The following is a 20,318-nucleotide window of genomic DNA, read 5'->3' on the forward strand; positions in this document are numbered from 1 at the left end:
CCATGGTTGGTCACTTCGTGGGCGACGATGAGGTGATGTCGAGTATCGACGGCAGTCTGAACGTTGTACCCGACCAGCCCGCGGCTGGTGCTGGTGGCCATGGCTCGGGCATCCGGATCGGTTAGCGAAATTTGTCCTGTAGGCTCCTGCTCCAACTGCAGCTGGATGTGCTTGAGCTTTTCGAGTCGAGCTTTCAGTGTGGCTATTTTCTGCTTAAGTCGAGTTGTCCTGGCTTCAGCGATTTCAGCCGGCTGGCGATCAGCTGTTTCCATCTCAGAGAAATAGCGCTCGATGCAGTGATCGATTTCCTGCATCCGCTTCTCCAGTTTGCCACGCGTGAAGTTGCGGTCATGGGCATTCACCGCCTTGAACTTGCTGCCATCAATGGCGACGACAGCCTGAGTGAACAGATTCAGCTCCCGACACAGCACGACAAACTGCCGGCAGACATTGCGGATGCCCGGGCCGTTGTCGCGCCGAAAGTCGGCAATCGTCTTGAAGTCGGGAGAGAGCCGCCCAAGCAGCCACATCAGCTCGATGTTTCGCTGTGTTTCTCGTTCGAGGCGGCGACTGGATTGAATCCGGTTGAGGTAACCGTAGATGTACAGCTTGAGCAGAACAGCTGGGTGATACCCCGGACGACCGGTGGCTTGAGGGTCAACCCCAGTGAAGCCAAGCCCGCGCAGATCGAGCTGATCGACAAAAGCATCAACAATCCGAACCGGGTTGTCTTCGCCGACATAGTCATCAAGCAGCGCAGGCAGCAATGCAGCCTGCGACCGGTTATCCCCCTGAACAAACCGTGTCATTGCCCAGTCCCCGGCGTGGCATTACGGACATCATAGTGGTGGGGAGCGTTTTCACACAGCCTCCGGCCATAGCAGACTCTCGGTGCAGTGTCGGAGCTACTGGTGGTGAGCGTCTGCATTCGATCTTAAAGGACTACCGCTAACGACCCTGAGCGGCTTGTCGCGCGGTGACGACGAACGTCAGTCGAGCAGCCGTAAACCGAATGCACTCAGGCGACGGCTTTACCCGTCCGGAAAAGTGGAACCAGCGACTCATCAAGCAGGTGCCCCCCGCCAGCCGAGCAGACTCGTTCCTTCTCGATCAACCATGTCTTGAGGGCTTGCGCCGCCGGACGCAGCACCGATTTGCGGTGGTGGACAAGGTAATAGGCCTGCGAAAGCGCAAGGCGACAGGCGAACGGCTCGATCAACTGGCCTTGTTTAAGCTCTTCCTCGATCAGCAGCGCGCTGCTCAGCACGACGCCCTGGCCCAACTTGGCCGCCTCGATTGCCAGTAGCGTCTGGTTAAAATGCAGGCCGGGAATCGCGGCGACTTGCGTGGCGCTGAGTCCACCGAAACGTCCCAACCACGCCGGCCAGTGTGGATGCAGCGTGGAGTGCAGCAATGTGGCACGAACCAGATCGGCTGGATGCGCCAGCGAGAGTCGTGCGGCATAGTCGGGGCTGCAGTACAGTCGCGCTTCGTCCCGGCACAATAGCGTTGACTCAAGCTCCGGGTCATTACCATCGAAATAGCGGATCGCCAGGTCGATCGCATCGCGCTCGAAATCGACTAGCGTGGTTGAGGCGCTCAGCCGTGCCAGGCGCGCGGCGCGCATCGCGTCGTCGGCATGGCGGATCGCCATTTGCGCCTGGTGCCAGAACGCCAGACCGGCGTCGATCGGCACCACCCCGCTCGACGTCCGTTGCAGCAGACGCGTAGCGAGCTCCCCTTCGAGCCGGCTGATCTGCTGGCTCAGCGCAGAAGTCCCCACCCCGAGCTCGAGCGCGGCCCGTCCCATGCTGCCCTGCTCGACCACGCTCACGAAATAGCGCAACTGTCTGAGTTCCATCTGACGCCCCCTAACACGCGTAGCGTGAAGCTACGTCCCAGCCAGGCGCTTCTGGATAGCTCAAGTGTGGAACCGGTTCACCGCTACCCGCAGCCCGTCGGCAATGGCACGCATCTGCAGCACCGACTGCGAGCTCGTCTCCATGGCTGCATGGTTTTCGTCGGCAGTGTGCGCAAAGTGCTCGACGCTTTGGGCGATTTTGGCGCTGCAACGCGTCTGCTCGTCAATAAAAGCGACGACTTGCGCGATCCCTGCCTTCGCCTCGACGGCAGCCCAGCTAGATGCCGCCATGCCGGCGGCAACCTCGGTTAAGTGGCGCTGACTGAACACCAGCGATTGTTGCCCGCTACCGATAGCACCCTCCACCTGCCAGGATTGCTGGGCCAGCGTGGCGGTGATCTGATCAATCCGGCTGGCCGACTGGGCCGAGGTCTCGGCCAGCTTGCGCACTTCATCCGCCACCACCGCAAAACCGCGCCCCTGCTCACCTGCCCGTGCCGCCTCGATGGCGGCATTGAGCGCGAGCAGGTTGGTCTGCTCGGCCACCTCTCGCACTTGGCTGGTCATGGCGGTAATTTCACGCACACTAATGACGAACGCCTCCACAACACGGGCGATGTCACTGACCGCCGTTTCGGTATTACTTACCTCCTCCATCAAGCCTCTGAGGCTGGCATTGGCCTGATCCAATTGCTGCTCGCTGGCTACCGACAAGCGCTCAACATCGGCGGCGTGAAGAGCGATCGCATCGATGCTGCTGGATATCTGGCTGACAGCTTCGGCCGTGGAATCCGCCTTATGGCTTTGATCGCGGGAGCTTGCCGCCATCTGCCCGGCAGTAACAGCCAAGCCTTGCGCTAGCTGGGTGGTCTCATCGGACTTTTCACGGACAGCGCGCACGGCGGCGGCCAAATCGTCCCGCATGTCCTCGAGCGCCTGCAGGAGCCAGCCGGTTTCTCCCCCTCCACGCACCTGGACGGGCACGGCGAGATCCCCCTTAGCCACCCTGCGGGCCACGCTGACCGCCTCGCCCATGGGCCCGGTAATACCGACCGTAATCAGCCAGGCGCACAGCACGCCGAAGATCAGCGACAGGCCGCCGAGCAGCAGCATCAGTTTCTGGCTGTCGCGGCACAAAGCATCGATCCTTTGCGCCGTTGCATCGATCCGGGCGCGTTGATAAGCCTGCAAGGCGAGAGTTTTCGCGGTAAACGTCTTGGCATGCGGAATGAAATCGCGCTCGAAACGCTGAGAGGCCAGCTGCCACTGCCCGGCTTTCTTGGCGGCGGCAATCGCATCACGGTCCGCCAGGTAAATTCGCCGCATCGCGCCGATTTCTTGGATCAGCGCCCGCTCTTCCGCGTTTTGCGGCATGGCGGCCAGCTTTCGTTCGATGGCATTGACCTGCCGTGAAGCTTCAGTCGCATCAGCAGCGAAGAACGCACCGAGTGTGGGGTCCGTGCTTCTTGCAATGGCGCTCACCCGCTGCATGCTGGCGTTGATGTTGCGGTACCAGTCGGACGCTAACCGCTCCTTCACCAAGGCGATCTGCATCATGTTCTGGGTTGCCGCCGCAATCACTTGCAGGCGCCACAGGCTGATGCCGGTGATCAGCAGAGACAGCATCAGGGTGACAGCAAAGCCGGTGCCAAGCCGCTGCCCGATTTTCAACTGTGAAAAGAATTTCATACCACACAATCCCGATCTTTAATCCAGGCAAAAAAACGGGCGCCACCGGCGCCCCAAGAAGAAACTGACTGGGAGTGTCAGCTTAGAACGCAGTTTTTATACCCAAGCCGAATGCTTGCGGATCATTGCCCTTGTCGAGCGCTGCAGCGCTGGTGCCAAGGCCGGTGCTGAAGATTGGGTTAACGCCGAAATTGGCGTTTTGCGCTTTGCCATTGCTGATCTTGCTGCCGTAAGCAAACAGCTGGGTGCGCTTGGAAAGATCGTAAGTCGCGGCCAGCAACCACTGCTTTGCTTTGTAGTCATCCGGGTTGCCCGCCCCTCCTTCCAGCTTGCCCAGCTGCGCGTAAGCCGCTTTTAAGGCCCAGGCGCGGCCAAGCGGCTGCGACATGGCCAGCAGGTAGTCGTTTTGATGGGTGTCGGCGCTGCCGTTGGTGTGGCTGTTCGTCCGCTCGATACCGGCGCCGAGATAGGTGCCGGTGCGGGCTATGGTGTAAGCAGCGGCCAGCTTGTAAGCGTTGATGTTCTGCTGGCCTTCGGCGCTGGCGGCGCTGTTGAGCTTGTTGCCTTCCCGATCGTAGCCCAGCCCCAGTTGCAGCCCGCCGTTGGTGTAGTTGGCGGCGGCGGAGAGGCGGTCATTGTTCTGGCGTGTGCCATTGCTGGCGGTGGGGCGCGCTTCGTCCACGCCGTAGGAGGCGCCAAGCTGGATGCCGCTCCATACCGGCGAGGTGTAGTGCACGCTATTGGCCAGGCGGGTGGCGCGGCGATTGAACACCACCGCGCCACCGATGTTCATATCGCCCACGGTGCTAGGCAGAATGTTCATGCCAGCCTCGGTCAACCGCTTGTAGGCGGTGTCGTAGAAGCCGAGCTGCACGGTGCCCCAGTTGACGCCTTGCAGGCCGACGAACGTATTGCGGCTGGCCAGGCTGGCGCTCTGCGCCTTGTCATTCACGCCACCTTGCTCAAAACTGCGCAGGCTGGTTTCCACCTGCCAGAGCGCTTTCAAGCCATTTCCCAGGTCTTCGCTGCCTTTGAAGCCAATCCGGGAGCTATCGTCCACGACACGGGTGGTACGCTTGTATTCCTTGGCGGCGCTACCGTTGCCGGTGGCCTTGGCCGATTCGATGCCTCCGCTCACAAAGCCGTAAATCGTCACATCGGCATGTGCTGTGGCCGACAGGGCCAGTGCGGTTGCGATGGTCAGTTTTTTGTAGTTATGCACGGCTTCTCTCCTTTGTTTGTAAAAAGCCCGGCCCGCATGAGCGGGAAAAATCCAGGGTACAGCTTCCCTGCACGCAAGATCTGCGTGAAGGGCTCTCTGGCTTAACGTTCGGAATTGAAACTGGGGAGTCTGCCCAACTAGGCCGCGGTCACATCGCAAGCCGTCGGTGGGTGCTCAAGATGGCCTAGCCTGCATTGGCCTTATTGACTGGAACGGTGCCAACCACGTCTTGCCCGTCTTCCGCCTTCAGGATGTCTTCACCCGGCACATACTGGCGGTTAAGTTCGGCCTGCAGCACGGTGTTATCGCAGGCGTTTTCCCACTTGGAGACCAGCACGGTGGCGACGGAGTTGCTGACCAGGCTGGTCAGGGCGCGCGCTTCGGACATGAAGCGGTCGATACCTACGATCAATGCGACACCGGCCACCGGGATCTCCGGCATGATGGTCAGCGTGGCCACGAGGGCGACGAAGCCGCTGCCAGTGACGCCGGCTGCACCTTTGGAAGTCAGCAACATCACGAACAGCAAGGTGAGAACCTGGCCCAGCGACAGATGGATGTTGCAAGCCTGCGCAATGAACACCGAGGCCAGCGTCAGGTAGATGGCGGTGCCATCCAGGTTGAACGAATAGCCGGTAGGCAGCACCAGCCCCACTACGCCCTTCTTGCAGCCGAGTTTTTCTAGCTTTTGCAGCATGCGCGGCAGCGCTGGTTCACTGGACGAGGTGGCCAGTACGATCAGCAGTTCTTCACGGATATAACGCATCAGCTTCAGCAGGCTAAAGCCATGGGCGCGCGCCAGGATGCCCAACACCACGAATACAAAGAACAGACATGCGACATAGAAGGTGGCGATCAGCATTCCCAAGGAGCTGAGCGACTGCACCCCGTATTTGCCCACCGTGAACGCCATCGCGCCGAAAGCACCGAGCGGGGCTAGCTTCATCATCATGCCGAAGGCGGCGAAGATCACATGCGAGAACGAATCAATAGCCTTCAGCACCGGCTCGCCGGACACGCCGACACGGTTCAAACCAAAACCCGTCAGAATCGCCACCAGCAGCACCGGCAACACTTCACCCTCGGTAAACGCGCTGAAGAAGGAGTTCGGGATGATGTGCAGCAGGAAATCCACAAAGCTCTTCGAGGTACCCGATTTCAGGAATTTAGCGGCCACCGAGGTGTCCAGATGTGCAGGGTTGATGTTCATACCGACGCCCGGCTGCATGACGTACACCGCGACCAGGCCGGTGGCCAGCGCAATCAGGGTAAGCGCATAGAACAGCAGCATTGCTTTGAGCAGCGTTTTACCGATTTCTCGGGAATTCGGCATGCTGGTGATGCCGAGCACGATGGTGCAGAACACCACCGGGGTGATCATCATTTTGACCAGCTTGATAAAGGCGTCGCCCAAAGGTTTCAGCGCGGCACCTTCACTGGGGAAATAGTGGCCAAAAGCAATCCCGAGCAGGATTGCGCAGATAACCTGCACATACAGGGATTTGAACAGCTTGGATCTCATGACTTTCTCCTCAGCACATGAATTATTATTGATTTAATTAGGTTTTTTCCAGACGACGCCAGGAATCAGCACCTGTCCGGAAAACAACGGCCGTGCGGTACGCACAATGCCAACGCGATGGATAGTGGGCGGCGCGCCATTCAGGCCGGGCTCCAAATCGACCTGGGCTTCCAGCTTGCCGGAAGGGTGTTCAATCGAGATGCGGTCAGGCTGAGCCGGGTGACGCACCACCAAACGCGCCGCCACCGTGCCGGGAATCAGACAGGCGGCGGCCACACACAGGGCGCCGGTAACCGCATGCGCGGCGTGGCAGTTCCATGGCACGAAATAACGCGAGCTGATACTGCCGCCTTTGGCCGGCGCAGCCAGCAGTGCGATTTTCGGCAAGACGCTCTGGCTGACATCGCCTAGGCCCATGCGCTGCCCAGAGGCTAAGCGCAGCAGCTCCAGCCTTGACAGCAGTTCATGGTCTGCATCCAGCTCTTCTTTGCTTTCATGGCCGGTTTTACCCAGGTCTTCCGCTGCGACCAGCACGATCGGGGTGGAGAAATCCACACAGGAAACCGGGATGCCATGCACCATATCCAGTGCGTTGCCAGTGGGCAGCAGCTTGCCGGTTTTAGCGCCGGCCGCATCCAGAAAATTGAGCACAATGCCGGCCGCGCCACCGGGAACACCGTCGATCTGCACTTCGCCTTCGTAGGTAACCTCGCCATCCGGTGTCGGCACCAAGGCCTCGATTACCTTGCCGGTGTTGACGTTGAAAATGCGCACGGTAGTGGCAGGGTCGGAGGCCGGCACCAGACCTTGCTCGATCGCGAACGGGCCGACGCCGGACAACATGTTGCCGCAGTTGGGGTTGGTATCGACCGAGCGCTGGCTGACCGATACCTGGGCAAACAAATACTCGACATCGATGCCGGGGCGCTGCGAGCGGCTGACGATCGCCACTTTGCTGGTGAGCGAATCGCCACCGCCAATGCCGTCGATCTGGCGTAGGTCCGGCGAACCCATGACCGACAGCAACACCGCATTGCGCAGGGCTGGTTCAGCCGGCAGATCGTCGGCGAGAAAGAACGGCCCCTTGGAGGTGCCGCCGCGCATTAAAAGACAGGGGATGGGGGTCAACATTTTCAGCTCCACATCATTCGTTGAATCTGTGGGCTGGATTGTGGTGGACGCTAGGAGTAAAGTTAAATGCAACTATCGGCGTTATTATTGCGAATTAATCATGAAAATAGATTTCGATGGGATTCAAGCGTTCGTGATGGTGGCGGAGCTGGGCAGCTTCCAAAAAGCGGCGGATTTCCTACATCTGACCCAAACCGCACTGACGCGGCGCATCCAAAAACTGGAGTCGCTACTGGGCGTGCGGTTGCTGGACCGCACCACGCGCACCGTGGGGCTCACCGTGATCGGGCGCGGTTTTCTGCCGCAAGCGCAGAAGCTGGTGGCCGAACTGACCGCCGCGGTCAGCGACCTCAAAGACGTGTCGCTACGTGCCAAGGGCGACGTCACCATCGGCTGCATCCCGACCATGGCCTACTACAGCCTGCCGCCCATCATCCGCAAATACGCCGCCGAGTACCCCAACAACAAGGTGCGGATTCTGGACTGGCCGGCCAGCGAGGTCAGTGAGGCTGTGCTCAATATGCGCGCCGAATTCGGCATCACCATCCTGATCGGCGAGCACCCGGACCTGGAGCAGCAACTGATCATGGAAGATCCGTTCATGCTGTTCTGCCGCGACGATCACCCGCTGGCCGAGCGCAAGGAGATTGCCTGGCAGGATCTGAAGCAGCACGACCTGATCACCGTGAGCAGCCTGAGCGGCAACCGCATGCTGCTGGACTACTACCTCGCCAATTGGCGTTTCAAGATTCAGGGCTTTTACGAGGTGCAGCACATCGCCACCGCTTACGGCCTGGTCACCAACGGCGTGGGCACCGCTATTCTGCCGAACTCGATTTTTCAGGAGGAGGCGCATCCGCACGTGCGGCGCATCCCCCTGGTGGAGCCGGTGATTCACCGCCCGATCGGCCTGATTCGCAGGCGCAACACCACGCTATCCCCGGCCGGCGAGGCCTTCTACAGTATGTTGGCTGATGAATTCTCAAACCTGAACAAACATTGAAACTTCCTACAGCCGACGAAGCTCTGTCGCATTAAAAGCTTTGGGACAGAGAAGGCACAGACCCCAGACGGATTTAGGTATGTGAATCGCCCCGGGTTTGCTAGACAAGCGTGACTGGCTGCCTATGGCAGGTACCGTCAGCTTTTGGCCGTTGGGGGAGGTTCGCGAACGGCCGCTTCGACGAGACGCGAAGGACGCAACGGGTCGGTTGTACGCGTTCGAGAAAGCTGACAGCGGACATTCACTGATGAACAACCGGGATTCGCTGCGACCGTCTGCAAAGGCCGAGCTACGGCCAGTCGGGAGACAAGTGCTGAGTGGCTGCTTCTGGCCGAGAGCACGTATTCGACAATTGAATCCGAAACCGGCCATTGGGAGTCCTGCCGGGCCAGTGACCGCTTTACGGCACCATAGTTGAACTGGCGCTCTCGGCCATGAAGAGACGTAGCGGCCATGAAAAATCGTTGGGCGCGAACGCCGGGTAACTTATCCCGAACCGGTCGCTCGCCTGCGTTGGCAGTCGGTCCAGTCGCCGGCCTAGGCCGCCATTCGGCCGCTGTCTACAAAGTCTGTAGCCTCAGCAAATTCGGATGTCCGCTGTCACGCAATGCCCTGGACCTACCGCGACCGAAAGCAACCCATCAAGGCGCAGGGAGAACGCATCGATAGGCGTTAGCTTCATCGTGTCATCCTGGACTTTTGGTGACGTTAGCAATATTGCCGGATCTCGTTGAGCCAGATGCTCTATGCCAAGGGTTCTTTCGATCGCCTGGCTTTTCCTTCTAGCTCAGCGGCCAGCATGCCGTAAAAGACATCGGCGGCAGGAGAGAGCGTCGCCCCCTTACGCTTGATGAGAGCAATGCCGCGTTTGACTACCGGGCTGACCAGGGGAATCCGGACCACCCCGGGGCTGCCCCCTTCCTCGATCGTCGAGAATGGCAGAATCGCTGTACCAACGCCGGCGGCGACAAGTCCGATCGCCGTGGACAGATGCTGCACCTCATAGACGCCCGAGACATTGATTCGCCGCTTGGCCAATTGGTAGTCGAGCAGCAATCGGTTGCCGCTCAGCCCGCTGATGACGATCAGCTCGGCTTCCCGCAGATCGCTCCAGGTCACCGACTGGCGTTGGCAGAAAGGATGATCCTGACGGCAGAAGAACACGAAGGGTTCCTGCAGCAGCGGTTGCTCGACGAGGTCGGGATGCCGGTCGAGCTGGATGTTGATGCCGAATTCCGCCTGCCCACGCAAAACGGCATCGCGCACCTCCTGCGCCGACGCATCGATGACGAGAATGCGGTTACCCGGATAACGCTCCGCATACTTTCGAATGACCACCGGCAGCTTGTAGTTGGCCATGGTCGGGATGCTGGCGATCGTAATGTTGCCCTTGGTCAGCTGGGAGATGTCCTTCAGGTGGCTGACCGCCAGCGTCATCTCGCTCACCATGCGCTGCGCCTGGGGCAGGAACTCCCGTCCCACCACTGTCAGCTCCACGGATCGCGTGGTCCGGTCCAGCAGGCGGACCCCGAGGTAGGTCTCCAGCTTCTGTAAGCGCCGGGTCAATGCGGTCTGTGTGACATGAACTGGTCCGCAGCCCGGCCGAAGCCGCCCATCTCGGCAATCAGCACAAACGCCTGGATGCCGTCGAAATCGAACTTCATTCCCGCCCTACGATCCCTGCCGCTGCTTGCTCTGGAGTCCCGCCGGCAGATTCAATTGATGCATTTTTGGAATCAATAACATCATTTATTGCATTTCACAAATGGCCGCGGCTTGCCCACACTGCGAACTCATTACTAACCAAGAGCCCCCATGAGCAACCTCAGCGACTGGATCGGCAAGTCCGAGACCGTTTCCGACACCGCCACCGCCACCCCCTATGCCGCCCTCTCCGCCACCCTCGACCGCCCGGCCGAGCGCCCCGCCGCCGGCGCGTCCCTGCCGGCACTCTGGCACTGGCTCTATTTCCTGCCGCTCTACCGCCAATCCGAGATCGGCGCCGACGGCCACGCCAAGCGTGGAGGCTTCCTGCCGCCGGTGCCGCTGCCGCGGCGCATGTGGGCCGGCAGCCAGTTCGAATTCCACAAGCCGCTGCGCATCGGCGATGCCCTGGCCCGCACTTCGACGATCCAAGACGTCACCGAGAAATCGGGCCGCACCGGGCCCCTGGTGTTCGTCAAGGTCCGCCACGAAATCCGCCGCGCCGGTGAGCGCGATGTCGCCCTCACCGAATTCCACGACATCGTGTACCGCGAAGCCGCCAGGCCCGACGATGTTGCCCCACCGCCCAAGGCAGCCCCCGAGCGCGCCGAATGGGAGAAGAAGTGGGTGCCCGACGACGTGCTGCTGTTCCGCTACTCGGCGTTGACCTTCAACGGCCACCGCATCCACTACGACCGCCGCTACGTCACCGAAGTGGAGGGCTATCCGGGCCTGATCGTGCACGGCCCGCTGATCGCCACGCTGCTGCTCGACCTGCTTCGCCATCACCGTCCCGATGCCGAGGTGGCCCGCTACGAATTCCGCGCCGTGCGCTCGACTTTCGACATCAACCACTTCTTTGTCTGCTGTGAGCCGCTGCCCGATGGCAAGTCCTTCCACCTCTGGGCCAAGGACCACGAGGGTTGGCTGACCATGGACGCCACCGCCGTCCTCAAGTGAGAACGAGATCATGAGACCCCTACAAGGCATCACCGTCGTCACCCTCGAACACGCCATCGCTGCGCCCTTCGCCACCCGCCAGCTGGCCGACCTCGGCGCCCGCGTCATCAAGGTCGAACGCCCCGGCGTCGGCGACTTCGCCCGCGGCTACGACGAGCGGGTGCGCGGCCTGGCCTCCCACTTCGTGTGGACCAACCGCTCCAAGGAAAGTCTGACCCTTGACGTCAAACACCCGGAAGCGCAGACCATCCTCAAGCGCCTGATCACCGAACAGGCCGACATCGTCGTGCAGAACCTGGCGCCCGGCGCCGCGGCCCGCCTCGGCCTCTCCTACGAGGCGCTCTCGGCGCTGAAGCCGGAAATCATCGTCTGCGATATTTCCGGTTACGGCAACGACGGCCCCTACCGCGACAAGAAGGCCTACGACCTGCTTATTCAGAGCGAGTCGGGTTTCCTCTCGGTGACCGGCACCGAGCAGGAGCCGTCGAAGGCTGGCCCGTCGATCGCCGACATCTCGGCCGGCATGTACGCCTACAGCAACATTCTGGCGGCCCTGCTGCAGCGGCAGCAGACCGGCCGCGGCCAGCACCTCGATATCTCGATGCTGGAGTCCCTCGTCGAGTGGATGAACTATCCACTTTACTACGCTATCGACGGCGCCGCGCCGCCGCGGCGCACCGGTGCCAGCCACGCCACCATCTACCCTTACGGCCCGTTCCCGGCCGGCGACGGTAAGGTGGTGATGCTGGGCCTGCAGAACGAACGCGAATGGTCGCTGTTCTGCGACAAAGTGCTGCGCCAGCCGGGGCTCGCCAAGGAAGAACGTTTTTCCTCCAACTCCAAGCGCAGCACCGCCCGCGACGAGTTGCGCGCCATCATCGTCGAGGCCTTCGCGCCGCTGACCGCTGAGCAGGTGGTAGCCCGTCTCGACGAGGCGCAGATCGCTAATGCCCGAGTGAACAACATGCACGATGTCTGGGAACACCCGCAGCTGCGTGCCCGCGGCCGCTGGCAGGAGGTGGATACCGCCGCCGGCCCGGTACCCTCGCTGTTGCCGCCGGGCTCCTGGACCCAGGGGCTGCCGCGGATGGACCCGGTCCCAGCCCTCGGTGAACACACCGACGCGATCCTCTCCGGCCTCGGTTATTCCGCCGAACGCATCGCCGAGTTGCGTAGCGAGCAGGTGATCTGATCATGGCCCTGCCGATCACCTATCTGTTCGTCCCTGGCAACCGCCCGGAGAGATTCGAGAAGGCCCTGGCCTCCGGTGCCGACGCCGTGATCCTCGACCTCGAGGACGCGGTGGCGCCGGCCGACAAGGACTGGGCCCGCGACGAGATCAGTCACTGGCTGAATCGCCAGGAGATCGACCGCGATCGCATCGTGGTGCGCATCAACGATGCCGCCACGCCCTGGTTCGCAGCAGACCTGGCGATGCTGTCCAGTTGCGGCGTTGGTCTCGCCATGTTGCCAAAGACGGAGTCGGCGAGCCAAATTGCCGCGGTTGCCGCCGCCCTGTTGGCGGAGGGGCGGGTGCTGCCGCTGATCGAGACGGCCCGCGGCGTCGCTCACGTCGAGGCGATTGCCGGGGCCGCCAGCGTACAGCGGCTGGCTTTCGGCACGCTGGACTACGGCGTCGATCTCGATCTATCCGGCGATGAGCGGGGCCTCGCCTATCCCGCCGCGCGCATCGCCATCGCCTCCCGCTGCGCCGATCTGGCGTCGCCGATCGCCGGCGTTACGCCGAGCCTCGACGACGAGGCAAGGGTGCTCGCCGATCTCGCCTTCGCCCGCGCCTTCGGCTTCGGCGCCAAGCTGTGCATTCACCCGAAGCAGGTCGCCGCCGTGCGTGCTGCCCTGCAGCCGTCGGCTGCCGACATCGAATGGGCCCACCGCGTCATTGCGGCAGCGAACGCGAGCCAGGGAGCCGCTCAACTCGACGGCAAGATGATTGATCGCCCGGTTTTGCTGAAGGCCCGCCACATCCTCGAACGGTCGCCGCATTGAACAGCGCCGACGACATCCCCGAACCCCAGCCCATCAGGAGACCAACCATGGCCGCCAGCATTATTGACTCAAGCATCTTCCGCAACATTTTTAGCAGCGAGGCGATGCGTCAAGTGTGGTCGGATGAGAATCGCACCGCCAAGTACCTCGATATTGAACGCGCCCTTGCCGTCGTCCAGGGCCACCTCGGCATCATCCCCAAGGATGCCGCCGAGGAGATCGTGCGCAACTGCGACATCGGCAAGATCGACATGGACAAGCTGCGCGAACAGACCGAGCGCATCGGCTACCCGGTGCTCGGTGTCGTGTCCCAGCTCAACACCCTGTGTCGCGACAATCTCGGCGAATACTGCCACTGGGGCGCCACCACCCAGGACATCACTGACACCGCCACGGTGCTGCAAATTCGTGAAGGCCTCGACATCGTCGATGCCGAACTGACCGCCATCTCCGCCGCCCTGGCCGATTTGTCGCGCCGCTACCGCGACACCCCGGTGATCGGCCGCAGCAATCTGCAGCAGGCGATTCCGGTCACCTTCGGCTTCAAGGCCGCGGCCATCCTGGCCGGTATCGAGCGCCACCGCGAAAGGCTGGCGCAACTGCGGCCACGGGTCCTGATGGGCGAATTCGGCGGCGCCTGCGGCACCCTAGCCTCGATCGAAAAGGGCCCCATGGAGACCCAGGCCGGCCTGATGGCGGAACTGGGGCTGGCCCAGCCCGACATCGCCTGGCATACGGTGCGCGACACCATCGCCGAGGTCGGCGCCTTCCTCGGCATCGTCGGTGGCTCCTTGGGCAAGATCGCCATGGACGTCAAGCTGATGATGCAGCACGAGGTAGCCGAGGTGTACGAACCCTTCGCGCCGGGCCGCGGTTCCAGCAGCACCATGCCGCAGAAGCGCAATCCGATCTCCAGCTGCTACATCCACGCCGCCGTCTCGGTGGTGCGCCAGCACGCCGCGGCCCTGATGGACGCGATGATCGCCGACCACGAGCGCTCCACCGGCCCCTGGGAGATCGAGTGGATCGCGCTGCCCGAAGCCTTCTGCCTGCTGGCCGGCGCGCTGAAGCAGACCCGCTTTGTGCTCGAGGGCCTCGAGGTGGACGCCGGACAAATGCGCGCCAATATCGACCTCACCAACGGCCTGGTCATGTCCGAGGCGGTGATGATGGGCCTCGGCCCCTTCATCGGCCGCGAATACGCCCATGACCTGGTCTACGATCTGTGCCGGCAGGCCATCGCGACGCGCCGGCCGCTGCTCGACATCCTTTGCGAACATCCTGAAATCAACAGCCATCTCGACCGGGCGGCCCTGGCCCGACTGTGCGACCCGGCCAATTACCTGGGCCAGGCTGGCGTGATGGTGGACAAGGTGCTCGGCCGGCTGGCGCGATGAACGACGCACCGCGCTCCGCCGGCGCGTCCGCCGCCTCGCCCTGGCGGGCGTTGCGTCATCGCAATTTCCGGCTCTATTTCGCCGGCCAGTGCGTCTCGCTGATGGGTACCTGGATCCAGCAGGTGGCGCTCAGCTGGCTGGTCTATCGCCTCACCGGTTCGACGCTGATGCTCGGCACCGTGGCCTTCCTCGGCCAGGCGCCGCAGCTGCTCGTGGGCCCCTTCGCCGGTGTCTGGATCGACCGCGCCGACCGGCGCCGCCTGATGTTCGTCGTGCAGTCGCTGATGCTCGCCCAGGCGGCGATCCTCGCCGTGCTGGCCTGGGGCCACTGGATCGCCTTCTGGCACATCGTCGCTGCCGCCGCGGCCCTCGGCCTGCTGAACAGCATCGACGCGCCGCTGCGTCACTCGATGGTTGACCAGTTGGTGGACCAGCGCGGCGACCTGCCCAACGCCATCGCCCTCAATACCTTCAGCTTCAACGCCACCCGCTTCATCGGCCCGCCGGTGGCCGGCCTGCTGGTCGGCCTGACGTCGGAAACCACCTGCTTCGCCATCAACGGCCTGTCCTTCGTCGCCGTGCTCGTGGCGCTCACGCAGATTCGCGTCGCCGCCATCGCGCCTGTCAGCACGCCCCTCGCTTCGGCGCTGGCCGAGGGATTCCGCTATGCCCGAAACACCTTCACGGTGCGCACCCTGCTGGTCCAGGTTGCGCTGCTCAATTTCCTCGCCGCGCCCTATGTCGCACTGATGCCGGTGTTCGCCCGAAACGTCTTCCATGGCAGCGCCGATACCCTCGGCCTGCTGCTCGGCAGCGCTGGCTGCGGCGCCTTGGCGGCCTCGATGCACCTCGCTGCGCGGCCCTCGGTGCGCGGCCTGAGCCGCAGCATCGCCGCCGGCAACTTTCTCACCGCCCTGGCCCTGGTCGGCTTCGCCAGCACCCGCCAGCTCTGGCTAGGCATCGTCCTGCTGTTTCCGGTCGGTTTCGGACTGATCGTCTGCAACGCGGCCACCAACAGCGTCCTGCAGACCATCATTCCCGAACAGCTGCGCGGCCGGGTGCTGGCCCTGTTTTCGTCGTCGGTGCTGGGCATGGCTGCCCTCGGCGGGCTGGTCGCCGGCCTGATCGCCGATCACTTGGGGACGGAAGCCACGCTGCTCGGCATGGCCATATTGCTGCTGCTGAGCGCAATCAGCTTCGGCCGGCGCCTCGACGAACTGAAGTGCCATACCCGGGCCCTGTACAACGAATTGGGCGTTCCCCAGCGGGATCGCCCGGTGGCCCGCTAAGCGGCAGGGGCGGGTTGGCGGCGTCGCGTCGCGCTATCGCGCCGCAACTGGCGAGTGGTGCGATTTTGGTAATGCCAATTCGGCACTAATTGGGCCCATTGTTTCATTTCAACAAGCCGTGCCGGCAGTGGACAATGTCCTGGATATTCCAGAGAACGCTTACCGGAGCCCAGCCATGACCACCCGAATCCCCTGCCTGCTAATGCGGGGCGGCACCTCGAAAGGACCGTACTTCCTGGCCAGCGACCTGCCCGCGGACCCCGCCGCGCGCGATCGCCTGCTGCTCGCGGCAATGGGCTCGCCGCACATCCGCCAGGTCGATGGCATCGGCGGCGGCGACAGTCTGACCAGTAAGGCTGGTCATCGTCGGTCCATCGAACCGGCCCGGCATCGACGTGGAGTACGCGCTTGCTGCGCCATCGTGAATAGCTGACCCCGATCATTGCCAACATTGGTTACCTCGTGCGCGACGATCAGATGGTGCTTGTGGTCGACTGCCGTCTGCACGTTGTACCCGACGGTACCGGTGCCACGGCCACTGGTGGCCATGGAACGTGCATCCGGATCGGTCAGGGAGATTTGGCCATCCGGCGCGTCGCGCAGCCGCGTCTCCCTCTCCTTGAGCGCCTGCATCTGCTGCTTCAGGATTTCGATCTTGTCCTTGAGCCGAACTGTCTTGGCTTCAGCCACCTCAGGCTGGGTACGATCGGCGGTGTCCATCGCCGCCAACCCCAGACGTACTTATCCCATCCGTACCGTTTGCGGCGTGCCGAGCTACGTGAAGTGGTTCAGCACTGCCGCACGCACCTGCGGTTCGGCAACCTGACGCTCGAACGTCCGCGCCATTTAGCACCAATATGGCATTGCGGCCTGCACCGCCGCTGCGGGCGCGACGGCCCCGCGGTCTGAGTTCTCACGTTCTTGTATGTCTGCTTTTCTAAGCTGGCTGTTTCTGCTTTGGGGCGGAAGTACTCGTAGAAGCAGGCATCCATCATCATGGGAAGGGTAATGACTGGTGAGCAACCTTGAGCAGACGCTCAAGGCCGATCGTGTGGAGGACCGCTATGGCCGAGGAACGGTCACTTGGAGGAGTCTGCTATGCCGCCTGCACGCGAGTGGCGGGGGCGTTCACGGACCTAAGCAAACTTCTGGCCAGGGCCAGCCCTAGAAGGCGTAACTGGACAGATACCACCGGCACAGCTGGCCAGATTCGCCGGAATCTGCACTCAGCTCTTGAACAAACTGCCAGACACTGGAATCTGCGAAGACACGGATCCCCGCCAGACGAAGCAACCGCCAGCGAACAACGGGCAACCCCAGCTCACGTAGCCGATCACGTGCCCAGCACAACTTACGGCACTGGAACTGTGCCCGTGTCTCAATCACGCGCAGGACAGTCCTTCCCGTCATCGGCAGCCGTTCCAGCGTATGCTCCAGCCAGGCCGAGATATGCAACTCCCGGCCGACGCGCGCTCGCGTTATCCAGCGCGGCGGACCGCCTTCATCGGACTGTACCCGCGCCCACTCCAGTACCCGTGCAGCCAGCGCCCGATCTCGCGTGCACCAGTCCACGCGCGGCGCAGCGACACGCGGCCGCGGCCCTGCCCTAGCCACCTGTTCCCCAAGCCACGCTCGATCGTTGCGATACAGCCATACGTACTCAGGGCTCTGTCTGAGTGGCATCGAGCGGATGTCCTGAAGCAAACGCAGGCGGCGGGCTTCACATTCACGTGTCCGCAGGAGCCGCTCGCGTTGTGCGGCGGCATCCGGCTGCAGTCGTAACACGCGATAAACGCTCGCCAGCGACACCCGATGCGCTGCCGCGGCCTTGGCCAACGGCATGCCCCCGACCAGATCCTGCACCAGGGCTGCCACTCGATCTGGGTGGAGTATCTTGGGGCGAACCGCGATGACCAAGCCGATCCGGGCCGCCTCAAGGCGCAGGGTCGTCACGCTGAGCCCCATGTCCGCAGCGACACGGCGCAACGACAACCGCCTAGTCCCCAGAAGCTCCATCAACAGGGCATCTCGCGCCGAGATCGACGGTGAAGGTATCTCGGACAGCAAGACCCTCGGGGGGCGGTACGTTGGCCCGTCAAGCCCTTTCAGTAAACCCGCGCAGTCCAACCCCAAGCAATCGGCCAGCACCAGATGCTTGAGCGGATGCAGCGCCCGGCGCGGCTTATGTAGCAGCACCAAAGCCCAGCCCCCCTCCCCGGCTGGCGCTCGATGGAAAAAGGCAAATTCGTGGGAACAGGGCAAGGTGGCGATCTGACTGCGCAGGCGGGCCAGAATCTCAGACCGATTGAGCCGGCCCCCGCGGAGGGTCAAGCCAAGCTGCTCGACCTGTCGGTGATAGCTCGGCCAAGCGCCCCCCTCTGTCGAGGTTGCAATATTGGCCTGTAGCACGCCGGCGCACAGCACGGCCAGGCGATACAAGATGGCCAACTGCTGTGTCGTGACAAGTAAAGGGGAAGCTTGCGTCACGACGGTTTGATCGTCAGGTAGGAACAGCTGATGGCGCTGGCTCACAACCCACGCGGCGGACAGGTCGAATAGCGGCACGTCGTGGCGGGGGCAGAGCCATACGCCCGGCAATTGGTGGCTTCGGTGCCAGTACGCTTGGCCGTAGTCGCGACGATCTTCGGCAACGCAGACCGGGCAGAAACGAAACAAATTCGCCGCGCCGATCAGGCTGGCCACGAGCCCCAGCAAGGTCTTGATGGCTCCCTGCCCTTGTCCCACGAGATAGTCATAGGCGCGACCAGCTTGTTCCGGAGCCAGGAAGGGGCGGAAATAGGGAAAGACCGTCAGGGCATCGACGATGGCCCTTTGCGACCAGGCGGGTAACAAGGCTTGCTGCACTGCCCCCAGCCCCGTCGGCAGTACACTGGCCATCACATGAGTGTGCGTGCCGAACAACTCGTGAAGCGTTTCGCGGCAGTCGGTGTGGCCCGTGAGGCGGTGATAGCGGCTGACTAGGCTATACAACGACTCGTCGGGGCAAGGTGCTGGGCAGAAATCCGGCCGCAACGGCATGTCGCAGCCCCCTAACCCGCCGTACGGTAGGCGCCCGAAAATTCGAATGCATCTTGCACCAGCCATCCCGCCTGTTGGAGTGCCGCGACCGGATCTTCGGCCTGCAAGTACGCATAGGACTCGGAATGTAACCGGTGTGTTGAGCTTTCCCGAGCCGGGGCCGGTGAAGGCTCGGCGACAGATGTCGAAGCGGGTTGGGTGGCAGGAGCCAAATGCGACAAGAGGGCCAGTCTCCGGCCCAAGGTGCTCGACGGCAAATTCCAGGCCATCATCGCCTCCATTTGCTCCTTGGTCGGGAGCAGATCCTCGAACTGCGCCATGCGTTCGGGATCCTTGCTGCGCAACGCGTCGATCGCAGGTTTGAGCAACTGCATTCTCGTATCAAAGACCTCGCGAAAACCCGGGGCGGAGAGCACCTCCCGACCCGTTTGAATCGCGTGGCGCTGCCCCAGGATCATCAGCTTCACCAGAAAATCGGTGATACCTTGGGTCAGGTCGTACAATTCGGCGGAGATTTCGGGCGTCAACGGGCCGGGCTGTTTTATCCATTGATACGGCCACAACGCCTCCAACAGAATCCCCCAAAACGGATCATCCGCCGCCGGCTCAACGAACGGGTAATTGCCCATGCCACAGGCTCGACGGGCGTTACGCATGACGTCCGCAAAGAGCCCGAGCATGGAATAGGTGCCAATGAACGCCACGGGAATGCCGATCTGATTGAGCAGGCTAACAAAGAAATTGAGCATGTTCTCCTTGCCACCGGTCTTGGCGGCCTTGAGATGCTGCAGTTCGTCGATGAACAAGCCGCCGACGAAATAGGTACTCGCCACCTGCTCCATGCGCTGGATCATGTCCGGGATCCCTCGGAGCCCGCCATGGCGGCTATAGCGTTCCTGCCCGATGGCCTTGTCCACCGCACGGAAAAAAGTACGACAGAGTCCTGACAACGAACCATCGTGCGGGCAGTCCAATTTCAACCACGTGATCTGAGTGTGAACAAAGGCCTGATCGCGGTAGCGCTGATGCCGGATGGTTTGTGGATACAGCCGCAAGATCGACTCCAGCGCTGTCGACTTGCCGATGCCGCTGTGGCCCACAAGACTGAACGTGGACGCGGTCGACTTGAAGCCGGGAGCGGGTTGGTAGTCGGTCGACAGCGAATAAAGATGCCGCCAGGTTTCGGCATGCATGGGATTGCGCCCCACATAACCGCTCCGCAGCAGCACGGATACGATGCTCTCGAGTTCCAGATGGATCGGCAAGGGCTGCACCAAACCTCTGAGCCGGTCGATGCAATGGAGACGTTCCGCATTGGGCAGGCGCCGCTCATCGTCGCCAGGCACTTCGGGGAAACGGGCGATGGCCGCGCCGGCGGCCTCCTCGGAGAGGATTGGAGGCAAGGCTTCGATCAGCGGGTTCCCCCGATAATCGGGCACCTGCGACTCGCAATAATTCGCTCGCACCACCAAGGCGTCATCCATGATGAGCCCT

At 62.4% G+C, this 20,318-nt stretch carries 16 protein-coding genes and 1 pseudogene; 7 read left to right on the top strand and 10 right to left on the bottom strand.

What is annotated here, in order from left to right:
* The 6 genes from ACZ2IA_RS11035 to ACZ2IA_RS11060 form a co-directional block, all read right to left on the bottom strand.
* Positions 1–809: transposase (locus ACZ2IA_RS11035; protein ID WP_470292633.1), on the bottom strand; the 809-nt coding region annotated here is incomplete at its 3' end.
* Between the two features lie 209 nt (positions 810–1,018).
* Positions 1,019–1,861, bottom strand: coding sequence for a LysR substrate-binding domain-containing protein (locus ACZ2IA_RS11040; protein WP_470292634.1), 843 nt, complete (start codon positions 1,859–1,861; stop codon positions 1,019–1,021).
* 60 nt (positions 1,862–1,921) lie between these two features.
* Positions 1,922–3,550: a methyl-accepting chemotaxis protein gene (locus ACZ2IA_RS11045; protein ID WP_470292635.1), complete on the bottom strand. Its 1,629-nt coding sequence runs from the start codon at positions 3,548–3,550 to the stop codon at positions 1,922–1,924.
* An 82-nt stretch (positions 3,551–3,632) separates the two neighbouring features.
* Positions 3,633–4,772: a porin gene (locus tag ACZ2IA_RS11050; RefSeq protein ID WP_470292636.1), complete on the bottom strand. Its 1,140-nt coding sequence runs from the start codon at positions 4,770–4,772 to the stop codon at positions 3,633–3,635.
* Positions 4,773–4,956: 184 nt separating this feature from the next.
* A complete protein-coding gene (locus ACZ2IA_RS11055; RefSeq protein WP_470292637.1) occupies positions 4,957–6,294 on the bottom strand; it encodes a dicarboxylate/amino acid:cation symporter in 1,338 nt (445 codons plus the stop codon).
* A 33-nt stretch (positions 6,295–6,327) separates the two neighbouring features.
* Positions 6,328–7,425, bottom strand: a complete 1,098-nt coding sequence (locus ACZ2IA_RS11060) for a 4-oxalomesaconate tautomerase (RefSeq protein WP_470292638.1) — start codon at positions 7,423–7,425, stop codon at positions 6,328–6,330.
* Between ACZ2IA_RS11060 and ACZ2IA_RS11065 the strand changes: the two genes are divergently transcribed.
* Positions 7,412–8,428, top strand: a complete 1,017-nt coding sequence (locus ACZ2IA_RS11065; protein ID WP_470292639.1) for a LysR family transcriptional regulator — start codon at positions 7,412–7,414, stop codon at positions 8,426–8,428. The genes ACZ2IA_RS11060 and ACZ2IA_RS11065 overlap by 14 nt on opposite strands.
* A gap of 744 nt (positions 8,429–9,172) precedes the next feature.
* Here the strand turns inward: ACZ2IA_RS11065 and ACZ2IA_RS11070 are convergent.
* A complete protein-coding gene (locus tag ACZ2IA_RS11070; RefSeq protein WP_470292800.1) occupies positions 9,173–9,925 on the bottom strand; it encodes a LysR substrate-binding domain-containing protein in 753 nt (250 codons plus the stop codon).
* Positions 9,926–10,243: 318 nt separating this feature from the next.
* On the opposite strand from ACZ2IA_RS11070, the gene ACZ2IA_RS11075 reads away from it, so the two are divergent.
* The 6 genes from ACZ2IA_RS11075 to ACZ2IA_RS11100 all read left to right on the top strand — a co-directional run bounded on the left by ACZ2IA_RS11075 (position 10,244) and on the right by ACZ2IA_RS11100 (position 16,218).
* Entirely contained in the window at positions 10,244–11,092 is an 849-nt protein-coding gene (locus ACZ2IA_RS11075; protein WP_470292640.1) for an HTD2 family dehydratase, read from the top strand.
* A gap of 10 nt (positions 11,093–11,102) precedes the next feature.
* Positions 11,103–12,284, top strand: coding sequence for a CaiB/BaiF CoA transferase family protein (locus ACZ2IA_RS11080; protein WP_470292641.1), 1,182 nt, complete (start codon positions 11,103–11,105; stop codon positions 12,282–12,284).
* Between the two features lie 2 nt (positions 12,285–12,286).
* The gene (locus ACZ2IA_RS11085) at positions 12,287–13,099 is read left to right on the top strand and encodes an HpcH/HpaI aldolase/citrate lyase family protein (protein WP_470292642.1); all 813 of its coding nucleotides are present in this window, start codon (positions 12,287–12,289) and stop codon (positions 13,097–13,099) included.
* Positions 13,100–13,146: 47 nt separating this feature from the next.
* Positions 13,147–14,496 (top strand): class-II fumarase/aspartase family protein, encoded by a 1,350-nt coding sequence (locus tag ACZ2IA_RS11090; RefSeq protein WP_470292643.1) that lies wholly within the window; start codon positions 13,147–13,149, stop codon positions 14,494–14,496.
* On the top strand, positions 14,493–15,785 hold the full coding sequence (locus tag ACZ2IA_RS11095; protein WP_470292644.1) for an MFS transporter: 1,293 nt from the start codon (positions 14,493–14,495) through the stop codon (positions 15,783–15,785). Before ACZ2IA_RS11090 ends, ACZ2IA_RS11095 begins: the two co-directional genes overlap by 4 nt.
* Before the next feature lie 202 nt (positions 15,786–15,987).
* The gene (locus tag ACZ2IA_RS11100) at positions 15,988–16,218 is read left to right on the top strand and encodes a PrpF domain-containing protein (RefSeq protein ID WP_470292801.1); all 231 of its coding nucleotides are present in this window, start codon (positions 15,988–15,990) and stop codon (positions 16,216–16,218) included.
* Here the strand turns inward: ACZ2IA_RS11100 and ACZ2IA_RS11105 are convergent.
* From ACZ2IA_RS11105 to ACZ2IA_RS11115, 3 genes and pseudogenes are all read right to left on the bottom strand, one after another.
* A pseudogene (locus ACZ2IA_RS11105) lies at positions 16,188–16,514 on the bottom strand (IS5/IS1182 family transposase); the annotation flags it as partial. The gene ACZ2IA_RS11100 and the pseudogene ACZ2IA_RS11105 sit on opposite strands and share 31 nt — an antisense overlap.
* 435 nt (positions 16,515–16,949) lie before the next feature.
* On the bottom strand, positions 16,950–18,890 hold the full coding sequence (locus tag ACZ2IA_RS11110) for a TnsD family Tn7-like transposition protein (protein WP_470292645.1): 1,941 nt from the start codon (positions 18,888–18,890) through the stop codon (positions 16,950–16,952).
* Positions 18,836–20,308, bottom strand: a complete 1,473-nt coding sequence (locus tag ACZ2IA_RS11115) for an ATP-binding protein (protein ID WP_470292646.1) — start codon at positions 20,306–20,308, stop codon at positions 18,836–18,838. Before ACZ2IA_RS11115 ends, ACZ2IA_RS11110 begins: the two co-directional genes overlap by 55 nt.
* Positions 20,309–20,318 lie beyond the last annotated feature (10 nt).

Source organism: Crenobacter sp. CS_VA4 (assembly GCF_055597485.1).